Annotated in this window: 20 protein-coding genes; 6 read left to right on the plus strand and 14 right to left on the minus strand. The window is 54.9% G+C overall.

The window, feature by feature from the left end; all coding sequences use genetic code 11:
* Positions 1-77: 77 nt before the first annotated feature.
* The 6 genes from Y017_RS03005 to Y017_RS03030 all read right to left on the minus strand — a co-directional run bounded on the left by Y017_RS03005 (position 78) and on the right by Y017_RS03030 (position 8,544).
* Complete coding sequence (locus Y017_RS03005; protein WP_035458844.1) at positions 78-3,545, minus strand: hybrid sensor histidine kinase/response regulator; 3,468 nt, start codon at positions 3,543-3,545, stop codon at positions 78-80.
* 81 nt (positions 3,546-3,626) lie between these two features.
* Positions 3,627-3,842 carry a hypothetical protein gene (locus Y017_RS03010; RefSeq protein WP_035458922.1) on the minus strand — a complete coding sequence of 72 codons (216 nt, stop codon included), beginning with the start codon at positions 3,840-3,842 and terminating at the stop codon, positions 3,627-3,629.
* 38 nt (positions 3,843-3,880) lie between these two features.
* Positions 3,881-4,504 (minus strand): 3'-5' exonuclease, encoded by a 624-nt coding sequence (locus Y017_RS03015; RefSeq protein ID WP_035458846.1) that lies wholly within the window; start codon positions 4,502-4,504, stop codon positions 3,881-3,883.
* A 26-nt stretch (positions 4,505-4,530) separates the two neighbouring features.
* Positions 4,531-6,342 carry a putative nucleotidyltransferase substrate binding domain-containing protein gene (locus Y017_RS03020; protein ID WP_011589435.1) on the minus strand — a complete coding sequence of 604 codons (1,812 nt, stop codon included), beginning with the start codon at positions 6,340-6,342 and terminating at the stop codon, positions 4,531-4,533.
* 115 nt (positions 6,343-6,457) lie between these two features.
* A complete protein-coding gene (locus Y017_RS03025) occupies positions 6,458-8,254 on the minus strand; it encodes a sodium:solute symporter family protein (protein ID WP_011589436.1) in 1,797 nt (598 codons plus the stop codon).
* 32 nt (positions 8,255-8,286) lie between these two features.
* Positions 8,287-8,544, minus strand: a complete 258-nt coding sequence (locus tag Y017_RS03030) for a DUF4212 domain-containing protein (RefSeq protein ID WP_011589437.1) — start codon at positions 8,542-8,544, stop codon at positions 8,287-8,289.
* Between the two features lie 105 nt (positions 8,545-8,649).
* Between Y017_RS03030 and Y017_RS15160 the strand changes: the two genes are divergently transcribed.
* Together Y017_RS15160 and Y017_RS15165 are read left to right on the plus strand one after the other, a co-directional pair.
* Positions 8,650-8,871 carry a hypothetical protein gene (locus tag Y017_RS15160; protein WP_155849238.1) on the plus strand — a complete coding sequence of 74 codons (222 nt, stop codon included), beginning with the start codon at positions 8,650-8,652 and terminating at the stop codon, positions 8,869-8,871.
* Positions 8,872-8,952: 81 nt separating this feature from the next.
* Positions 8,953-9,126 carry a hypothetical protein gene (locus Y017_RS15165; protein ID WP_155849239.1) on the plus strand — a complete coding sequence of 58 codons (174 nt, stop codon included), beginning with the start codon at positions 8,953-8,955 and terminating at the stop codon, positions 9,124-9,126.
* Between the two features lie 155 nt (positions 9,127-9,281).
* Here the strand turns inward: Y017_RS15165 and Y017_RS03035 are convergent, their stop codons facing one another.
* Entirely contained in the window at positions 9,282-10,226 is a 945-nt protein-coding gene (locus Y017_RS03035; RefSeq protein ID WP_197017538.1) for a tRNA-dihydrouridine synthase, read from the minus strand.
* 546 nt (positions 10,227-10,772) lie between these two features.
* Between Y017_RS03035 and Y017_RS03040 the strand changes: the two genes are divergently transcribed.
* From Y017_RS03040 to dxs, 4 genes are all read left to right on the plus strand, one after another.
* Positions 10,773-11,840: a porin gene (locus tag Y017_RS03040; RefSeq protein WP_035458849.1), complete on the plus strand. Its 1,068-nt coding sequence runs from the start codon at positions 10,773-10,775 to the stop codon at positions 11,838-11,840.
* Positions 11,841-12,341: 501 nt separating this feature from the next.
* Entirely contained in the window at positions 12,342-12,584 is a 243-nt protein-coding gene (locus Y017_RS03045) for an exodeoxyribonuclease VII small subunit (protein WP_035458851.1), read from the plus strand.
* The gene (locus Y017_RS03050) at positions 12,574-13,482 is read left to right on the plus strand and encodes a polyprenyl synthetase family protein (protein WP_035458853.1); all 909 of its coding nucleotides are present in this window, start codon (positions 12,574-12,576) and stop codon (positions 13,480-13,482) included. The genes Y017_RS03045 and Y017_RS03050 overlap by 11 nt, the downstream gene beginning before the upstream one ends.
* Positions 13,483-13,608: 126 nt before the next feature.
* Entirely contained in the window at positions 13,609-15,546 is a 1,938-nt protein-coding gene (dxs, locus tag Y017_RS03055) for a 1-deoxy-D-xylulose-5-phosphate synthase (RefSeq protein ID WP_035458855.1), read from the plus strand.
* Between the two features lie 69 nt (positions 15,547-15,615).
* On the opposite strand, the gene Y017_RS03060 is transcribed toward dxs, so the two are convergent.
* The 7 genes from Y017_RS03060 to Y017_RS03090 all read right to left on the minus strand — a co-directional run bounded on the left by Y017_RS03060 (position 15,616) and on the right by Y017_RS03090 (position 21,561).
* Positions 15,616-16,824, minus strand: coding sequence for a diguanylate cyclase (locus Y017_RS03060; protein ID WP_035458857.1), 1,209 nt, complete (start codon positions 16,822-16,824; stop codon positions 15,616-15,618).
* A gap of 93 nt (positions 16,825-16,917) precedes the next feature.
* Positions 16,918-17,403 (minus strand): phosphatidylglycerophosphatase A, encoded by a 486-nt coding sequence (locus Y017_RS03065; protein ID WP_011589446.1) that lies wholly within the window; start codon positions 17,401-17,403, stop codon positions 16,918-16,920.
* Between the two features lie 82 nt (positions 17,404-17,485).
* Positions 17,486-18,451, minus strand: a complete 966-nt coding sequence (gene thiL / locus Y017_RS03070; RefSeq protein ID WP_231483364.1) for a thiamine-phosphate kinase — start codon at positions 18,449-18,451, stop codon at positions 17,486-17,488.
* A gap of 62 nt (positions 18,452-18,513) precedes the next feature.
* A complete protein-coding gene (nusB, locus tag Y017_RS03075) occupies positions 18,514-18,966 on the minus strand; it encodes a transcription antitermination factor NusB (RefSeq protein ID WP_011589448.1) in 453 nt (150 codons plus the stop codon).
* Between the two features lie 48 nt (positions 18,967-19,014).
* Complete coding sequence (gene ribE, locus Y017_RS03080; protein ID WP_011589449.1) at positions 19,015-19,485, minus strand: 6,7-dimethyl-8-ribityllumazine synthase; 471 nt, start codon at positions 19,483-19,485, stop codon at positions 19,015-19,017.
* Between the two features lie 143 nt (positions 19,486-19,628).
* Positions 19,629-20,738, minus strand: a complete 1,110-nt coding sequence (ribBA, locus tag Y017_RS03085) for a bifunctional 3,4-dihydroxy-2-butanone-4-phosphate synthase/GTP cyclohydrolase II (RefSeq protein ID WP_011589450.1) — start codon at positions 20,736-20,738, stop codon at positions 19,629-19,631.
* 157 nt (positions 20,739-20,895) lie between these two features.
* The gene (locus Y017_RS03090; RefSeq protein WP_011589451.1) at positions 20,896-21,561 is read right to left on the minus strand and encodes a riboflavin synthase; all 666 of its coding nucleotides are present in this window, start codon (positions 21,559-21,561) and stop codon (positions 20,896-20,898) included.
* Between the last annotated feature and the right edge of the window lie 34 nt (positions 21,562-21,595).

Consider the following 21,595-nt stretch of genomic DNA (forward strand, 5'->3'; position numbering starts at 1 on the left):
TGCTCCTGCAGCAACGACATAGACTGGCCTAGGCTTTGGAAACTTTTCTTCACCGAATCGAGCGTAGTTCGCGTAGCTCACAGAATCCCTTCCAATGCCCGCCGCAGTATCGCTTCTGAAATCGGTTTTTGTAGAAACCCCACCCCTTGCTCTTCTGCTCTGCCACGCACATCTTGGCGACGGTCGGCGGTCATTAATATCGCCGGGACAACATCTTCCCAGCAATGATCGAGAGCCTCGATCACCTCAAAACCATCTTCGTGGTCCAGCTGAAAGTCCACCAGTATCACATCCGGCACCCAGCTTTTCGCTGCCTTTTGCTCTGCCTCCTGCAAGCCACGAGCTGCCACCACCTCACAGCCAAGGCTTTGCAGTGCCGCCACCAGACTGGCTAGCAGCGCCGCATCATTATCTACGCAGAACACACGCACGCCCTGGATATTTCGGCGTTCATGCAAGGGCTCATCCTGTAGCAGTGGTGGCACACCTGCTTTCGATAAAGGCAACGTTACGCTGAAAACCGTACCTCGATCGGGCCAGGATCGCACCGTCAAAGTATGCCCGAGTAGACGACAAACCCGGTCGGCAATGGCTAGGCCCAGACCCAGCCCTTTTGGCTGACGATTATTGAGCTGGGGCAAGCGCTGGAATTCCCGAAAAATCTGCTCGTGTTGATCATAAGGAATGCCTGGCCCGGTGTCCCACACATCAATTCGCACTGCACTGTGAAACCTACGTGCGCCAAACAAAATACGGCCAGACTCCGTATAGCGAACCGCATTGGACAACAGATTCTGTAGCACCCGCCGCAACAGCACTTCATCACTGTCCGCCACGGCGCTGCTGGGCACACACCGCAATTGCAATCCTTGCGCCTGAGCCAAAGCCGTAAATTCTTGCCCCAGTGGAATCATCAGTGTAGACAGCCGCAAAGGGTGGATATGCGTAGTCATGGTTCCAGTATCCAGCTTACTGATTTCCAGCAATGCAGAAATAATTTGTTCGGCGGCCTGCAATGAACTATCAATGTGCCCGAGCACCTGCACTTCGTGATCAAATTGGCCATCAGCTTGACTGCGTAACTGCTGACGCAGTGAGGAAGCAAACAGTTGCGCCGCATTTAATGGCTGCATTAAGTCATGGCCCGCTGCTGCCAGAAACAGGGTTTTTCCTTCATTAACCTGGGCTAGCTTAGCATTCAATTCCGAGAGCTTACGGGTGCGCTCGGACACCATCTGTTCCAGATTCTCATTTATCTGTCGCAATGCTTTTTCATCGTTTTTGCGTTCAGTGATATCCATATAGGTACTGACAAATCCGCCCCCAACCATAGGCGTTCCGCGCACCTCCACTACGATCCCATTGGGCAGTTCCCGCTCAAATTGGTGGGCATAACCTTCGCGCAATAACTGCACTCGCCGAGTGACATTTTCTTCCAGGTTCGTTCCATCGTAATAGCCTCGCTCTGCGTTATAACGGTACACATCTGCGATTGGGCGCCCCAAACCAATCAACCCATCCGGGTAATCGAACAGCTTCACGTAGGCCTGATTCCAGGCCACGATCTGCATTTCCCGGTCGACCACGCAAATACCTTGGGCGATAGTCTCAATGGTGGTACGCAATAGCTGATGGTTAAACTGAATCAGCTCTGATGCCTCATCCATCATTCGCACCACATCATCGTGTCGGCCGTTCTGCTTGCGCAGCAACGAGCTCATCACGATACGGGCAGTGGATGCCCCCATGGTGCCTGCCAGCAATCGCTCCACATAACGCACTAAGTGCAGTGGTGCTGGCAATTCCAGTTCCTCAGATATGCCCCGTCGGCGCATGTAATCAAAAAACAACGGCTCCGCCCTAGGGTGACCTAACCCTCGCTTGCATACTTCGAGTAATTCAATGGTAGTGATAGAAGGATGCCCCATGCCTTCGCGCCACCAGTCTGTGGGCATATCCACAAACCGAGCCGCCTGGGTCTCATCCAACGCATCCTGGTTTGCCCGACGAGAATAATAGACAAACGCGGCCAGATTAATCGATACCGACCAAAAGACGCCATGGGTCAACGGCTCCAACCCTTCGATACCGAACAGAGCGTGAGGCCGCAACAACCCAAGACCCAAGAGACCCTGCTCACTAAGCACCGCCATCCACTCCAGCGGCAAGATGACCGGCATCAGCAGGCAGTAAAACCAAACCACAAACCCAATCGCCAAGCCGACGAAGGCACCCTTTTTATGACCGTTACGCCAATACAATGCGCCAATTAACGCCGGCGCAAATTGCGCCACCGCAGCAAACGATAACAACCCGATACTTGCAAGGCCATCGAAGCGATCGATGAGTGTATGGAAGGCAAACGCTAACCCCAGCAAAACAAGAATGCTGGCCCGGCGCAGAAAACGTAGCTGAGTGCCAAGATCAGGGAGCGGGTCTTTTTCATTGAGGCGCGATTGCAGCCACATGGGCAACAACACTTCATTGGTTAGCATGATCGCCAGTGCCATGGTGGAAACGATCACCATGCCAGTGGCCGCCGCGATACCGCCAATGAATGACAACACCAACATGGCATGGCTGCCCTGGGCCATTGGCAGCGATAACATGTAGGTATCCGCATGACCGATCAAGTAAGGCTGAGTAATCACCCCGGCAATAACAATCGGCAATACAAAGAGGGCAAACAGCGCCAGATACAAGGGGAACAACCAACGCGTGGTACGCAAATCGCGTATATCATTATTTTCCACCACGCCGGCATGGAACTGCCTAGGTAGGCACAAAATCGCCACCATAGACAGCAGCAAGGCGGTGACGAAACTTTGTGAGAACAGCGTCGGTTCAAACCCCTGCATCACATCGGTACGCTCGCTGAGTTGCTGCCACATATCTGCAGGCCCATCAAAAATCGCATACACGCAATACAGCCCAAGAGAAACAAACGCCACCAGCTTGATAAAGGATTCAAAACTTACCGCCAGCATCAGTCCGGACTGATGCTCGGTGGTATCAATATGCCGGGTACCAAACAGCAGAGTGAAAATAGCCATCAAAGCTGCCACCACCAATGCCGTGTCCAGCTGGCCGGGGGCTGAGTCTTTCAACACATAATCAAATGACAGGGTCACCGCTTTTAGCTGCAAGGCGATATAGGGCAACACTCCGACAATAGCCACTAGCGTGACCAATACAGCAAGGCGTCGAGACTTCCCATAACGGGCGGCCAGGAAGTCGGCAATGGAGGTAATGTTCTGCTGCTGAGCCACCGATACCATTTTGTAAATCAATGAGCCACCCAGCAGCACGGTGATAATAGGCCCTAGATAAATCGGCAAATAGTTCCAGCCACTCTGAGCCGCTTCGCCAACGGCACCGTAGAACGTCCACGAGGTGCAATAAACGCCCAGTCCAAGACTGTACACCCAGGCATTATGAAATGTTTTTCGTCCCTTCCTGGCGGCTCGATCGCCCCACCAGGCGATAACGAACAACACCAATACATAGGCCAATGCCAGCGCACCTAATTGCCACAGTGAAAACACCGCCTCTCCCCATTCATGGCCGTAACATGCCACGCTTGGCGACGTTTAATACGCAGCCACCTGTGACGTTGCCCTTTGAGCTTATAGTAGGGCCTGAGTAAAACGTAGCGCCACCGCGGCCAACAACAGGGCAACTCCCCCTCGCTGGAGTTTAAATTCCACCGTATTCAACGCCATCGCCCGGCGCCAGAACATCACCAAACCTTGGCCATCACCAGTGCGCCGCCAGTAACGCAGGTAGGCATACGCAACAAAACAAAGGCCCGCAATCAGAGCCGTTTTTTCAGCATAAAACATCAGCACGTTTATTTTCTCCCTACCAAGCAAACACCGGCTCAGCCAAGTGTGGATTTCTGCAACTGCAGGTACATCAATGCACTAGTCACCGCGTCTCCACGGGCAGTATGGCGCTCAATTACCGGCACTTGTAAGGCCGAAGCCATGGCATCAAAGCGCAAATCCGGTGTTATATCGGGCTGCCAGTAACGCATTTTTCGCTGGTATAGCGCAGACAGTTCAAGGGTATCATTAGGCAAATCAAAGCCCATTAACGGTCTCAGATAGCGGTTGATCATGGCCACATCAAACGCCACACACCAGCCCACCAAAGGCCTGTTATCAATCAACGCCAGCAGCGCCTCTAGCGCTTCACGGATACTCGCCCCACCCTCCAAGTCCACTGGCCTCAGCCGATGAATGCAAATGCTGTCTTCTCTAAGGCTATCTGGAGCCGCCAACTTCACATTCAGGCTCTGGCTGCTCAGCACCCGCCCTTCTTTTATCACCACCGCAGCAATAGACACCAGCTCGGCAGTACGACTATCCAGCCCGGTGGTTTCGCAATCGATGGCCACCACCTGATCACCGCTATAGGGTCTGAAAAGATGCCCATAAGGTCCGCGCCCATGGCAATATCGATCATAAATTCGACGCCATTTAAACGTCTGCCACTGCAGCATAGCTCCCCTCCTGTCCCCAGGCATCGTCAGTATTCCAGATGAAAACGACGCGACAGGCGCTGCTTGAAATCGCTGACTAGATGCAGGGCATCGCGCAGCACATCACGCTCCAAAGAAGACAGATGCTGCACCACGATATGATTATCTTCTACCTGGGTATTCTCGCCTCGCAATTTGGCCAGCTGTTGAGACAGCCGCAGCTCGCTAAAGAATTCCATCGCTTCACCCAAGTCCTCCGCAAAGGCCCGTTCCATAGCCCCGGCGGCCACCAGCTTTTTCAGCCGTGCCAACGTGGAGGTTTCCTGAATACGGCACTGCAAGGCCATGGCTCGCACGCCGTGGATCAATGGGAACAGGGCTCCCTTCTTAATATCGATACCATGCTGGGGTTTCTTGAGCGAGCCGAATAAATTCAACGGCGTAGAAAATTGCAAGGCCGGACGGGCAAAATGGGCCATCAATAACTGATCGTCACTGCATCGGGAAAACAAGGTGCTGCGTACTGTCTCCATCAGCCCTGAATCTCCAGCCACGGTATGGGTATCAGTGAGAATGGTCAGATTCAACAGCCCTTTTCCCCCGGGATCCTCCGCCCAATCATGGATACGCCGCTGCCAGCGTGACACCGTCCCGATCCACTCCGGGTTAGAAACCATGACATTACCTGGGCAAGGGGGATAACCAAGAGACAGCAACGTGCGAGTAAAGCGCTGCATATCTTGATCACAGCCTGGCCACTGTTGATGATCGCCAATAATCAGGCCGTTATCCTGATCAGTTTTCAGTATCTGTTCACCGCGCCCTTCGCTCCCCATCACTATCAGACTGGCACGCTGATGTTCTGCAGGCACTACCATTTCATAAGCCTTACTCATCAAGCGGCCATTGAGTGAGGCCAGCAAATCCATCACAAAGCGCATTTTTACACCCTGAGCCATAAGGGCGTTTACAAGATCCGGCAAGCGGGCACTGGCTAGCTGCAATGCCTCAAGGGTACCGGCCCTTTCAATTTCCAGCCCCACCACATATGAACGGCTAGAAAAGAAACTGAGCACATCGGTAAGTTCCACCACCCCCACCGCATTATTGCTCTCCATCACCACCACCCGCGCCACCTTGTGGCGGGTCATCAGGGTCAGGGCCGCGAACAAGTAATCTGCGGGGGCAACAGTAACCAGTTCGGTTTCCGCCACCTGAACCAACGGCGTATCCGACGATTGTTCCTGCATCACCAAAGCGCTTAATAAATCCGTCTTGGTAACAATCGCGTAATGCTGCCGGTGAGCAATCAACACACTATCCACGCCGTGCTGCTTCAAAGCGGCTACCGCATCACGCACAGTGGCGCGCTCCGGCATAATCAAGGGCGCTCGCATGCATTCGTCCACCCGCGCCAGCATAAAGCCCGCCAGAGTAACGCCTCCTTCACGGCGCTCTGCCAAGCGCTGATTTTTCTCCGCCAGACACTGACTAAAATAATGACCAAAATCGGGCTCGCTTTCGCACAGCTCGCGGAATAGCCTAGCGGGAATCAGATGACACAGCGTTTGCTGCTCGGCCAAAAAACGATAACGGCTTTGTCCGTTCAATACGCTGATCGCTCCGAACAAATCACCGGCGGCATAAATATTCACCTGACGACGGTTGTCCGGCGCATTCACGTCTAGTTCTGCCACACACCCCTTGTGCACCACAAACACAGAATCACTAGTACTGGCCGCGTCAAGAATAATATCCTCCGGCTGAAAATAGGCCAGATCGGTTCCTTCCTGCAAACGGCGGCGTCCTGCTTCACTCAGCAAGCTGAACGGATGCTGATTCAGTTCCTGTTCAATCATCAGGCCACTCCTGCCGTTTTTCTTTATTGCCTTTCTGGCCAGCTCTCGGCCGCCCTCAAAACGCAAAAAGCCGGTACGGAATTATCACCCGCACCGGCTTTTTATTTACGTCTCATCAGTGTGCAGACGCTTCACCGGCACCTCGTGGAATACGAATATCTTCCACAATATGCTGGATATGCTCCGGCGGAGGCGCCGTTACTCTGGAGACCGAGAAAGCCACTACAAAGTTAAGCACCATACCCAAAGTCCCGATGCCTTCCGGTGACACACCTAACCACCAGTGTTCTGCAGTGTTCAGCTCCGGCGAGACGAACTTGAAGAACACAATGTAGCTAAAAGTGAAGATCAACCCGACCAACATGCCAGCAATGGCGCCCTCCTTATTCATGCGCTTGTAGAAAATACCCATGAGGATTACCGGGAAGAAACTAGCCGCGGCAAGACCGAAAGCAAACGCCACCACTTGCGCCACAAAACCTGGTGGATTAATTCCGAAGTAACCAGCGATCACAATGGCCACCACTGCCGCCCCACGGGCTGCCATCAACTCCTGCTTCTCGTTAATGTCAGGCATCAGGGTTTTCTTCAATAAATCATGGGAGATGGCGCTGGAAATCACCAACAACAACCCCGCTGCCGTGGACAGTGCAGCCGCTACGCCACCGGCCGCTACTAGAGCAATCACCCAGCCCGGCAAGTTACCAATTTCAGGATTGGCCAGCACGATAATATCGCGGTCGATATACACTTCCGACGTATTATTGGTAGGCACATTGGTCAGTACCCGCTCGCCGTAGCTACCCTTTGTTTCTTCGCGGCTTCCCGCATAGGTGGGCTTGCCCTCAAAAGGCGAGCCGGCCCGCATCTGCACAGCACCATCGTCGTTCTTATCCACCCAGCCAATCAGCCCGGAATTTTCCCAGTTATAGAACCACTCTGGCAGCTCGGAGTATTGGGTTTCATTCACTGTATCAATCAGATTGAGCCGTGCGAAAGCACCAACAGCCGGGGCGGAGGTGTACAGCAAGGCAATAAAGAACAACGCCCAGCCGGCACTAATCCGCGCATCTTTTACCCGTGGCACTGTGAAAAAACGCACAATCACATGGGGCAAACCCGCAGTACCACACATCAATGCAGCAGTAATAAAGAACACATCAATAGTAGACTTGGAGCCTTCTGTATATTCGGTGAAGCCAAGGTCCGTTACTACCTGATCTAGCTTGTGCAACAGATAAACACCACTGTCACCCCCCGCCGCATCCAGCACCGTGGCTCCAAACCCGGTTTGCGGAAGAACGTGACCGGTCATCATGATGGAAAGAAAAACCGCCGGCACCAAGAACGCAAAAATCAGCACACAATACTGCGCCACCTGGGTGTAGGTGATCCCCTTCATACCACCAAGCACCGCGTAGAAGAAAACAATCGCCATACCGATAACCACACCGGTATTCACATTCACCTCCAGAAAGCGGGCAAACACAATACCGGTACCGCGCATCTGTCCGGCCACATAGGTAAACGAGACGAAGATTACACAAACCACCGCCACCGTTCTTGCCACGCTGGAGTAGTAACGATCACCGATAAAGTCAGGCACGGTAAATTTGCCGAACTTGCGCAGATAAGGCGCCAACAGCATGGCCAGCAGAACATAGCCTCCGGTCCACCCCATTAGGTACACCGACGCATCGTAGCCTGAGTAAGCAATAATCCCGGCCATGGAAATAAACGATGCCGCTGACATCCAATCAGCCGCAGTGGCAGCCCCGTTAGCGATAGGGGAAACCCCACCACCGGCCACATAAAAATCTTTCGTCGAACCGGCACGTGACCAGATCGCAATCCCAATGTAGAGCGCAAACGAACCGCCTACAAAGAGATAAGTGAGTGTCTGAATATCCATAGGATGTCTCTCTTTATCTACTGTTTCAGCGGTTAGTCTTCGTGGACGTCAAACTTGCGGTCCAGCTTATTCATGGAGTGCGCGTACTTAATGATCAGCACCAAGAACACATAGATAGACCCCTGCTGTGCAAACCAGAAGCCCAGTTTGAAACCGAAAAATTGAATTTGATTGAGTTCATCCACTAGCAATATGCCGCAGCCATAAGAGACGGCAAACCAAATAGCAATGTAGATCAAGATCAATCGCAGGTTAGCGGCCCAGTAGGCGCGGGCGTTTTCTTCTTTCATTACTCGTCCCTCTGCGTCATCAGGAAATCAGGCCACCACCCTTCATCTGGCAAACAAGGGATAGGCTCAACACCAAGACTAACCAAAGAACGCTAGCGACACAGTATGACTTTAGTCGAAGCCATACCCCCTGCTGGCCGACGCAAGCGAATGCCACAAATGCCCTGCCTTACACTGAAAATACAGGCCTGCTCAGCAGTGGGTTTTACCCGAATAGATCAGGCACTGGCATGCATGGCATCGCAAGCCGCCCACCTAATGCTGCAGTGGCCTTTCGACCACGCCTTGAATGTGGCCGTGGTGACAGGTAATGGAGCCATTTCATAACCGGAAATTTCTCCTGCACGGCACGGATAGATGCATGAAAAGAACAAAAAAGCTACGGCGTAGTGATAACCGCCCCAACGGATGGGTGTTGATTCAGAGCGTTCGGACACACCTCCCCCGGGGGCGTTGAAGCGCTATCAGGCAGACTTTGCCATACCCGCCAGTATCAACCGGGGCAAGCAAAGCGAGCATTATCAACAGAGTTTCATGGACGAAACCGCCACTGCGGCCAAGGCGCATACCGTGATACCGTGATACCGGCACACTTGAGTAATTATTCGGTGAACTCACGCTGGATATGAGGTCATTACCCTGGGGGTTAGATAATTTGCACAATCATTTCACCCGCTGGCGGATCGCCATAGGGGGGGCGACGTCGTGCCTCCCCTTTCAACTTTTTACGCTAACGGTTACTGCGGCTCAAAATCCGCCAACAATCGACCAATAACCCCCGGGCTCGTTTCTCGTTTCACCTGCTCCAGCAATTGCGCCGCCTGCGGCCAACGGCGGCGCAGGTAGCTTAGCCACTGCTTGATCCGCCCAGCTAACTGGGCATCAGTGCCGGTATCAGCCACGTCCATCCAGAATTGTTGCAATATAGGCAAGATCGCATCCCAATTCGTTTCGCCGCCGAACCGCAACAACGAGACTAGCAATGGATTGGCCACCGCCCCTCGACCCAACATAAGATCCTCACAACCACTTTCCCGCTGGGCTCGGCTAGCGTCGTACGGTGTCCAAATTTCGCCATTGGCAATTACCGGAATCGACACTACCTCACGAATGTGGCCGATACGGTCCCAAAACGCCGGCGGCTTATACCCTTGACGTTTGGTGCGCCCATGCACCGTCAGCCAAGCCGCCCCAGCGTCCACCACGGCCCTGGCATTATCCAAGGCACGAGCGTCATCTTCATTACCCAGACGCATTTTTACAGAGACAGGCACCTGGGACGGGACCGCCTGGCGCACTGCCGCCGTCACCGCATGCACCACGTCCGGCTCATCAAGCAGCACCGCACCACCACGATGTCGATTCACCGTTTTTGCCGGACAGCCGAAGTTCAGATCAATGGCGGGTGCGCCCAGCTCTACTGCTCGCTCCGCATTATCCGCCATGCAGGCCGGGTCGGAACCGAGCAACTGAAGGTGCACAGGGGTGCCCGCCCGGGTACGCGCACCGAGTTTTAGCTCCGGGCACCAGCGGTAAAATACTTTGGGCGGCAGCAGCAGCCCGCTAACGCGAACAAACTCACTAACACACCAGTCATAGTCGCCCACATCGGTCAGCGCCTGGCGCACCCAAAAATCCGCCAGGCCTTCCATCGGAGCCAGAATCAATTTCATGGCGCGCATTCTAGGCTACTGCCGCGCCACCGAATACGAATAAATCTGAACGGGAAAACCTTCAGCACACGGCTCCCTACACAATGAGGCACAACACAAAACCCCCGGTTTCCCTTGCAATGCCGTGACTCCTTTGCCACGGTAAATAACAATTTGTACCAAAATGGACGCTACGCGGGGGCAATTACAAGCCAGCAAAGCTGGCGGCAGCCCCCCTTAGCAACGTGAGGGAACGCAATGAACCAAGCATCATTCGCGGGCGCCATCGACACACTATTTCCATGTTGCCTTCTGCATGGTTAGCGCTGCCAATGCCTTATCGGGAAGACGCAAGAGGGTACATCTTCGCGTAACCTTGGCACCTGATACCCCCACACCCCACGCTTGCGCTGTGTTCGGCCTGCGTATTCCCCCCTCGTTATGGCGCCTCGCGCATGGCAAACCGCCAACACAAAAACGAGGCGCAATATCCGCCGGCCCTGCAATTTACAGACTAGGCGCCTCGTCACTCGCTAGGCTGCGCTTTTTTGAGATCAACCGTCGAGGGAGAAACCGATGAAACAGCAACGCATTTTGCCACTATCAACAACATTGCTGGCGGGACTTGCCGCCCTGCCCGCCCATGCTGAACTGGAAGTCACCCCGTACGGCTCTCTGCGTATTCAAACAGAGGCCGTATTTGTGGATCAGGCGCAGCCCGGTGAAGACGACTCTTATACCGGGCTAAGGGATGCGTATTCTCGATTGGGTGTCACCGCCAACTACAATGATTTCGAACACTTCGATATTTCTGCAACGGTAGAGTTCCCCATTAACTCCGCACGGCTGCGAGCGGAAGATCCGACTTTTTTCCATGAACTTTATAAAGAAGACAATAACAGCATGCCGCGAGTTGCCGATATTACTGTCTCCAACGACCGTTACGGCAGTCTACGCGTCGGCACCCAATGGCTGGCCTATTACAACACCGTGGCTTACCCTCTGGATTTCTTCAGTTCCTTCTACTCCGGTTACGCAACCCAGGCCAGCTTCCGCCGTGACGCTATAACCTACACCACCCCCAGCATGGGCGGCCTCACCGCCACCATTTCCGGAGTCGACCTAACCGACGAGCAAGGCACCAGCTATCTAGACACCATACAATATGCCCTCTCTTACGCGGTCAACGATGATTTGGCATTCGGTATTGGTTATCAGGATAGTGAACAGGATTCCGCCAAGCATGCCGACCAGGCTGGCATCTCCGCCGCTTGGGCCCCCGGCAACTGGCGTTTCGCCGCCAAAGTGGAACAACTGCTAACCAATAACAACACGGTCCAAGATGACGACCCGCTAACCTACAACCTGATGGGCTCCTACAGCTGGGCCAAATACACCCTACGCGCTATGGTCGCCCATGGTGAAGAAACCGACGAAGGCGATGCATTTTTCCAAGGCGATTCTGCCCAGATTGGGCTGGACTACCGCCATACAGAAAACCTGAAGTTCTTCGCTGAATACTTCTATGAAGAGCTCGGCTACGCCATCTACACGCCCAACTCCGATAGCTTCAACCCGCTGGCGGGCTACCATGCAGAAAGCGATGGTCAAGTCCTCACCGTCGGTATGCGCTTTGATTTTTAAGCGCCGCAAGTCGGCATCATGTTGCATACAACAACACGATATAAGGTGGCAATGAACAACACACCAGCAGGCCGCACCCAGCCCTTGGACGTGGACTGCTGGTTTTCAGCTGGAAAGTTTCCGCACTTATGCTGCAACCTGTTACGTGCGGCATAATGCACGTTCCATCAGTAGAAAATCAGGAAAAAGAAACAGCCTGCGAGCGCCAGCATAGCCCTTCGCCATAAGCCGCCGGCACGTTCAGCCTACCCCACTGTTTAGAACCCTTTAAATGAACTCGCCCCCTCTTTCCTTTCCTGGGCTTACCCTCATGATATCAATCACTTAGAATACAGCAATCTCGTTGAACCGTTATTCTGGACTGTGCACGGCCACTTTAGCAGCCTGCAACCTGCAATTGATTCGCCACACCCGCTGCATTACTGTTGCCGCCAACATACCCCGCGGCAGGGGCAGACACAGCAAAAACGGGGTCCTAGTGGCGGATCCGAGGAGACGCTCATGGCAAAAAACGCACCCCCCGCGCTGGAGACCTCGCTAGACAACCTAGAAGTTCTGGTGGAAAAAATGGAGTCTGGTGAACTAACCCTGGAAGATTCCCTGAAAGCCTTCGAGGAAGGTGTTCGCCTGTCCCGGGAATGCCAACAAGCCCTGCAACAAGCGGAACAAAAAGTACGCATCCTGCTGAAACAGAACACCGAGGCAGACCCTGAGCCCTTTATCGGTGGTGACAATGAGCAGTAAGGCAACACGCGAATTCGCCGCCCTGAACCAACTCACGGATACCGCCAAGGCTCGTCTGGAGCAGGCGCTGGACCATTACTTGCCGGCCCATAGTGCCGCCTCACGGCTCAGCCATGCCATGCGCTATGCAGCACTCAGCGGCGGCAAACGTATCCGCCCGTTACTAGTATACGGCGCCGCCCAGCTTGCCGGGGCTCCCCTAGCCAAAGCAGATGTCCCCGCGGTGGCAGTAGAACTCATTCACGCCTACTCCCTGGTTCACGACGACCTTCCCGCCATGGACGACGATGACCTTCGCCGGGGCCAACCTACCTGCCACAAAGCCTTTGACGAAGCGACCGCCATTCTTGCCGGTGACACCCTGCATACCCGCGCCTTTGAACTGCTCGCCTGTCATGGCGACTACCGCGATGACAGCCGCATCAGCTTGATTCAACACCTTTGCCAAGCTGCCGGGGTAGATGGAATGGCCGCTGGGCAAATGCAAGATATGCTCGCCCAAGGGCAACAGCAAACCGTGGCCGCGTTGGAAGAAATGCATTACCTGAAAACTGGCCGGCTAATCACCGCCAGCTTACAACTAGGTTATTTTGTCGCAGAAAAAGACGACCCTTCGCTACTAGCCAATCTAACCGCATTTGGCGACGCCATTGGCCTGGCCTTTCAGATACAGGACGATATCCTCGACGTCACCGCCGCTACCGAGCAACTTGGCAAGCCCTCAGGTTCTGATGAAAAGCTGCAAAAAAGCACCTTCCCATCCCTTCTCGGTCTGGAGCAAAGTCAGCAACGTGCTCGCCAACTCTGCGATCAAGCACAACAAACCTTGGCCGGCTATGGGCCGCGGGCACTTCCTTTACAGCAACTCGCCCAGTACATCATTACCCGGAATCATTGATCAACACTGACGCCTACCCCTCCAGACAGTTATACTAGCGGTTCGAGCGAGACCCTGGACGCTTTTGTTATACAGCGTTTCGCTGACTCATTACTCTGCCTTGCACTCATCAGGCTGCATGACCCTATGCCCAAGACGTTTACTCAAATTCCGCTGACGCGACCTAACACCCCTCTGCTGGACACACTGGCCAGCCCTGCGGATCTGCGGCAGCTACCAACGCCACAACTAGAACGCGTGGTCGATGAGTTACGTGAATATCTGCTATACGCAGTGGGCCAGTGTGGCGGGCATTTCGGCGCAGGGCTTGGGGTGGTGGAGCTCACCGTCGCCCTGCATTACCTGTATCACACCCCCGACGACAAGTTGGTCTGGGATGTGGGCCACCAGTGCTACCCGCACAAGATCCTTACTGGGCGCCGCGAATCACTGACCAGCATTCGTCAAGCCGGCGGCCTGTCCGGTTTTCCCAAACGAAGCGAATCCGAATACGACACCTTCGGGGTCGGCCACTCATCAACCTCTATCAGTGCCGCACTGGGTATGGCGCTGGGAGCAGAAATGGCCGGCAGCGACCGCCGGGCAGTCGCCATTATCGGTGACGGCGCCATGACAGCAGGGCAAGCCTTTGAAGCCATGAGCCACGCGGCGCACACTCGCTCCAATTTGCTGGTCATCCTCAACGACAACAACATGTCGATTTCCCACAACGTAGGCGGGCTATCCAATTATTTTGCCCGCATCTGGGCCAGCAAGAGCTACATCGCCCTACGTGAAGGCGGCAAAAAGGTACTGTCAACTATGCCGGCAGCTTGGGACTTTATTCGTCGTACAGAAGAAAGCATGAAGAACATGGTCAGCCCCGACATGCTGTTCGAGGCGATCGGCTTCAATTACATTGGCCCTATTGATGGCCACAATGTGAACGAACTGGTCAGTACCCTGAGGAATTTGCGCGACCTAGAAGGCCCACAACTGCTGCACGTGTACACCACAAAAGGCAAAGGTTTTGCACCAGCGGAAGCCGACCCGGTAGGCTACCATGCCATCAACAAGATCGAGCCCAAGCCAAAGGTTCAGGTCGCGGTCCCAAGCAAACCTTCTGCGGCAAAACAAAAGCTACCCAAGTATCAGGATATCTTTGGGCAATGGCTTTGTGACATGGCGGAGCAAGACCCAAGACTAGTGGGCATCACCCCGGCCATGTGCGAAGGCTCTGGCATGGTGGAATTCAGCCGCCGTTTCCCGGGCCGCTATCACGATGTAGCCATCTGTGAACAACACGCTGTAACCTTGGCGGGAGGCCTGGCCTGCGAGAATCAAAAACCAGTGGTGGCAATCTACTCCACTTTCCTGCAGCGCGGTTATGACCAACTGATTCACGATGTGGCTTTGCAGGAGCTAGATGTGACCTTTGGCCTAGACCGGGCCGGGCTGGTGGGCGAAGACGGTGCCACCCATGGCGGCGTATTTGATCTGGCTTATTTGCGCACTGTACCGAACATGATCATTGCAGCCCCTTCCGATGAGAATGAGTGCCGCCAACTGTTATACTCCGCCTACCAGCACGAAGGGCCAGCAGCAGTGCGCTACCCCCGCGGCACTGGCCCCGGCGCCACCATAGAACAGACCATGACGGCCCTACCTATCGGCCAATCTCGCACTCTACGCGAGGGTCTGCAGGTGGCCATCCTGGCTTTTGGCGCCATGGTTCCTGCAGCACTAGAAGCGGCTATCCCCCTCAACGCCACCGTGATAGACATGCGCTGGGTGAAACCTCTTGACCGTGACGCCATCCTCCGCGCCGCCGCACAGCACACACTGTTAGTCACCGTAGAAGATCACCAACAAATGGGAGGCGCCGGTTCTGCCGTAAATGAGCTGCTGCATGAAGAAGGGGTCGTACTGGATGTGCTAAACCTTGCCCTGCCCGATCATTTCATCCATCACGGTAAACGGGATGTATTACTCGCCCAAGCAGGACTGGATGCCGCCGGTATTGAACGCCAAATCCGTGAAAGGCTAAACCGGCAGCAAAGGCTACGAGAAGCCCACCAGCGTTAATCATCAACAGCAAAGAAAAGCTCGAACGGGGGAGATTATCGCTCCCTTCGCCGCTTTGGCGCTCCGTAGCTAGAGCTGCCCCGCGGCCGGCGGTGCTTCATAGAGGCGCCAATTATCACGGCCACCCTGTTTAACTAGATACAAGGCTTGATCCGCAGCTTCCAACAGATCGCCAGCACTATGACGCTGATTCGGAATCATCGTTGCAACCCCTACGCTGACCGTTACCTCGTTCATCTCCGGGCTATCAGCGTGAGGGATCGCCAGCGAGCGTACTGACCGACATAACCGGGAGGCCAGCTGCTGCGCCTCCAACTCATCCGTCTCCGGGTACAATAATGCGAACTCTTCGCCTCCGAAACGGGCCACCAAATCACCGGCTCGCCGACTGTAGCGATGCAATTCCGCCGCCAGTTTTTGCAGACACGAATCCCCTTGCAGGTGTCCGTAGCGATCGTTGTAGGCCTTAAAGCGGTCTACATCCACCAGCATTACCGTTAGCGGTTGCTGGCTGCGCTTGCAACGCCGCCATTCGCGATCAAACGCCTCATCAAAAAAACGTCGGTTAGCCAGCCCGGTAAGGCTGTCTTCCCTGCTCAAGCGATGCAGGCGTTCTGCCAGCGCCTGGGTGTGCCGTTGCTGACGACGAAGCTGGCGTTGGTTAAAAAAGAGCAACCTATCGCGGACTTCCGCAGAATAGCACAAGAACATGCCCACCAAGCTGATCCCAGTATAAGTGCCGTGTAGAACCTGCCAGTCCAACCCCTGCCCTAACCCTTCAGCGATCAACACGCCCACTAGGCCACCGGTCCAACCCGCGATCATCGCCACGGTAAAACGCAGCCCAACCATGGCATAAATAATAACGAGGGCATAAATGATCGACACATGAGCCAACAGAATCGCACGAGGGTCGCTCATAAAACCAGGAATTGCCACAGCCAGCGCCACAGCAAGAAAACAGCCGACACCGGCATAATAAGGGAAGTAACGATCCAATACGCGAATCTGCGCAAGGAGGCCCGCCACCAACACAATGGGCCCCTCCCAGATATAGGCGGACAACCACCAACCACGAATCTGCTCCGGCGCCAGCGCGTAAATGCCGGTAATCAGCAACATACAGAGCAGTAGGATATAAAAGGCGTTCACCCGGAAGGCCTCTACCGCCTGCTGGCTCTGGTAGTTGCGGTATTCGCCTTCCATGCGTCGAGGGAAACGCAACCAGCGCACCCCGGGAACCACCACCCGTCGCGATCGCGGATCCGTGTCTAACATGGTCAATCCTTTACTATTAAAGCTTCCTTCAGGCTAAAAGCTAACCATCAGCAGCGCTATCCTTTTAGTGCCAACGGTAGTGACAAAACGATATCAGGTAAACAGGGTGGGCAATTGCCAAATCAACAGCTGTACTACCACGGCGGCATACACCCCGGCCAGCAGGTCATCCACCATGATGCCCAGACCTCCCGCCACCCGTCGATCCAACCAGCCAATAGGCCAAGGCTTGATAATGTCGAAGACTCGGAACGCGACAAACCCGGCCAGCGCTCCCCAAAGCGTGATCGGCACCGCTATCATGGTAATTAACAGGCCGGCAATCTCATCCCATACAATGCCTGGGTGATCATGCACATGCATATCATCCGAGGTCTTACCGCACAGGTAAGGCCCCACTGCAATCACTGCGGCGGTTACCGCCAAATACCCCCACAGTGGTAGCTGGGCACACAGCCACCAAATGGGCATCGCCGCCACCGTGCCAAAAGTGCCAGGCGCAATCGGCGCCAGCCCGGAGCCAAAGCCAAAGGCCAAAAAGTGCACCGGATTACTCATTTTGGGGCGCTTCAATTCCATTTTATTCCTCGCGGGCTCGGTCTTGGCAGTTTCTTTGGATTATATGCTTTTTAGCGTGTAGCTATGTGCGTGTTGCGCGCTGTTAAAAATGCTGCCACCCGGACACCTTCAAGGCACGTACGGTCCCGTCATGCTGCCGTAAACGGATACCGGGCTGCGCCTCAATTCGACCCAGGCAATAACAGCCTTCAGGGATCGGCAGCGGCGGCGGCAAGGTAAACAATAACAGATAGTCATCTCCACCCTGCAGCTGCAGGGCGCGCTGCTTGTCGGCGCTGCATCCGGCCAGCACGCAAGGATCCTCCGGCAGGGACGCCTCGTCGATACAGGCGCCCAACGCCCCCGATGCTTGCAGAATATGATTCAAGTCCGCCAGCACCCCATCGGAAATATCGATACAAGCGCTGGCCTGGCCGCGCAGGGCCATGCCCAGCTCCCACTGCGGCCGAGGACGACGAAAGTGCTCAATGGCAGGCCCATAACGCTGCCCCGCCTGCCACTGCTCCAGCCCCAGCAGCCCGGCCCCCGTCACGCCTCCAACACATATCCGATCCCCAGCGCAGGCCCCCTCTCGACGCAACGCCTGGCCCGGCGGCACCGCCCCGGTGGCTTGAATGGAAATCGCTAGCGGACCACGTGTGATATCCCCGCCCACTAAGCTAATTCCCGCCTGATCCGCTAACTCGAATAACCCGTTGGAAAAACCGGCCAACCAATCTTCATCTACTCTTGGCAAGGTCAGGGAAAGCAAAAACCACAGCGGCATCGCTCCCATGGCCGCTAGATCTGAAATATTCACCGCCAGGCAGCGATAGCCCACATCTTCTGGGGCCATATCTGACGGAAAGTGTCGGTCCGCCAGGCTGGTATCCTGGGTCATGACCAGCTGTTGCCCCACCGGGGGGGCCAGAATGGCCGCATCGTCCCCCGGCCCCAACACCACGGAATCCCCCTGACGATGATGAAAATAACGTCGAATCAGGGAAAACTCGTCCATGAAGGCTGGTACTTGCGAAGTGGGTTGCGGTGAATCGGCGGGATCAGTCATGGCGGGAAGCATAACGCGGCTTACCGGCAGAACGCACGGCAAGCCGACATTATCAAAGCAGATCAGTCACGGGGGCGGCGTTCTGATGCTTCTGCATAGCGCAATTGGCGTGCCAGCTTGTCGAGCACGCCATTCACGTATTTGAAGGAATCCTCTGCGCCAAAAACTTTAGCCAGCTCAATGCCTTCGTTAATCACCACTCGGTAAGGCACATCTTGACGCTCTTTTAATTCAAAAGCGCCCAGCCGCAGAATCGCTTTTTCCACCTGCGACAGCTCCTCTACACGCCGATCCAGATATGGCGTGAGCTGCTCGTCCAGCGTTTTTACCTGGCCCAGCACTCCGTGCAGCAAATCATGAAAGTATTCACGATCCACCTTGGCGAAGTCCTGATTGGCCAGAAACTGGGCTTCAATGTCGCTCACCGCGGCACCGGCCAACTGCCACTGGTACAGGGCCTGAAGAGTGAAACGACGTGCCTTGCGACGGGCACTGGGTGTAGATGGATTGTTCATGCGACCTCGGATAACGAAAAGCGATGCCGGGGCGCTGCGCCCCTGGCATTATAGGGCGTTAAACAGCGACACCATTTCTAGTGCGCACAGGGCGGCTTCTGCCCCTTTATTACCGGCCTTGGTGCCGGAACGCTCAATGGCTTGCTCAATGGTGTCTACCGTCAGCACACCAAACGCCACCGGCGTGCCCGTGCTGTTCTGCACCGAAGCAATACCCTTTGCGGCTTCACCGGCCACGAACTCAAAGTGAGCGGTACCACCACGAATCACCGCGCCCAACGCGATCACGGCATCGTAGCTGCGCTTCTCAATCACTTTCTTCACTGCCACTGGCATTTCCCAGGCACCGGGCACCCGAATAATTTCAATGTCATCGCGGCTCACCCCATGACGCACCAACGCATCAACAGCGCCATCCAGCAAGGCTTCCACCACAAAGCTATTAAAGCGAGCCACCACAATGCCATAACGGCCACCGACGTTGCTCAGGGTACCTTCAAGGGTTTTAATGTTTTGCATCTGTTTTGTCCTGATCGCTAGTCGCACTTGGTTAACCAAGTACTTCCAGTGGTTTCGATTAGCTGCCTGACGCAGGAAGCCCAATACTCAACGCTTAAATGGGACAGCGTCAGGCGTCGGGCGTCAAGCATCAAGCGTTTCGCTTAACTATCCGCGTCGACATACTCAGTGATTTCCAAATCGAAACCGCTCAACGCATTGAATTTCATAGGAGAACTGAGCAAGCGCATTTTGCGCACTCCCAGCGCCTTCAGAATCTGGGAGCCGGTGCCAATATTACGGTAAGCACGGGATTCGCCCTTTGGCTTGCCTGCAGCACCACCGAAAAAGACATCTAGGCGCTCCACAATATCGTTGGAGGCATAATCCTGACCCAGAATAATCACCACACCGGCATCAGACTGGGAAACAGTTTCAAGCACTCGGTGCATGTTCCAGCCGGTGCGGCCATTCATTTTCGCGCTCATTAAATCACGCAACGGATCCACTTGGTGCACCCGCACTGCCACTTCTTCATCCTCGTGAATATCGCCCTTCACCAGCGCCACATGGGTCAACCCATCCACGGTGTCGCGGAACGCCACCAAACGGAAATTCCCGTACCAGGTCTCTAGCTCGTGATCGGACACCTGCTCGATGGTCTGTTCGTTCAGGGCACGATATTGAATCAGGTCCGCAATAGTCCCGATTTTCAGATCGTGCTCCGCGGCAAACACTTCCAAGTCTTCGCGGCGGGCCATGGAGCCATCTTCATTCATGACTTCACAAATCACCCCGGACGGCTCGCAGCCAGCCAGTGCAGCCAGATCGCAGGAGGCCTCGGTATGCCCGGCCCGGCGTAGTACGCCACCCGGCTCCGCCATCAGCGGAAAAATGTGGCCCGGCTGCACAATGTCATCGGCGCGGGCATTACGGGCGACGGCGGCTTGCACGGTACGGGCACGGTCGGCCGCAGAAATACCGGTGGTGACACCTTCGCGGGCCTCGATGGAGACGGTAAATTTAGTGCCAAAACCGCTGCCATTGCTCTGCACCATCAAGGGCAAATCCAGCAACTCACACCGCTCGCGGGACATGGGCATACAGATCAGGCCACGACCATACTTGGCCATAAAGTTAATGGCTTCCGCAGTCACATGTTCCGCAGCCATCACCAGGTCACCTTCGTTCTCGCGATCCTCATCGTCCATCAGAATAACCATCTTTCCCTGACGGATATCTTCGATCAGTTCTTCAATACTATTGAGCTGCATAACTTCACTCGCTGTTGGAGTTGAAAGTTAAAAATTAAACGTGGGAACGCGGATTGGCACAGTACTTCACCTGTGCCGTGCCCGCGCTTAGCCCAAATCGTGGCCAAGGCGCGTAATACCATCCTCAACGCCTGATTTGCGTTCTAACTTTCAACCTTTAACTGCCTTTCAGAAACCCATTTTCCGCTAGGAATGCCATGGAAATACCTTCAGAAGCGGGCTCGGCGGCCTTCTCTCCCAAGAGCAGGCGTTCCAGATAGCGCGCTATAATATCAACTTCTAGGTTCACTGGCGTCCCCACCTTCCATTGGCCGATGGTGGTCACCTCCTGGGTGTGCGGAATGATGTTCAGGGAAAACACCGCACCCGCCACACTGTTCACCGTCAAGCTGATGCCATCAACGGTTATTGAGCCCTTGTGGGCAATGTATTTGGCCAACTCCGCAGGTGCCTCAATATCGATGCGCACCGAGCGAGCATCCTGCTTCATCTCGACAATTTTGCCCAGACCATCCACGTGACCACTGACCAAGTGTCCTCCCAGCCGGGAAGACGGCGTCAGCGCTTTTTCCAAGTTCACCGTGCTACCCACGCTGATCTGCGCCAATGACGTCAACGATAAGGTTTCGCCAGACACATCTGCTTCAAAAGCGCCGCCAGGCAGGGCGGTTGCAGTAAGGCATACGCCATTCACCGCAATGGAGTCGCCTAGCTTAACATCGGCGAAATCTAGCCCTTCGCTCTTGATTAACAAGGTCACATCGCCCCCTTTTGGGGTCATCGCGGCCACCTTGCCCATGGATTCGATAATGCCGGTAAACATGGAAACCTCTTGAATTCGGGCGGAAAAAGGAGGG

Source organism: Alcanivorax sp. 97CO-5 (assembly GCF_000524665.1).
GTDB lineage: Bacteria > Pseudomonadota > Gammaproteobacteria > Pseudomonadales > Alcanivoracaceae > Alcanivorax > Alcanivorax borkumensis.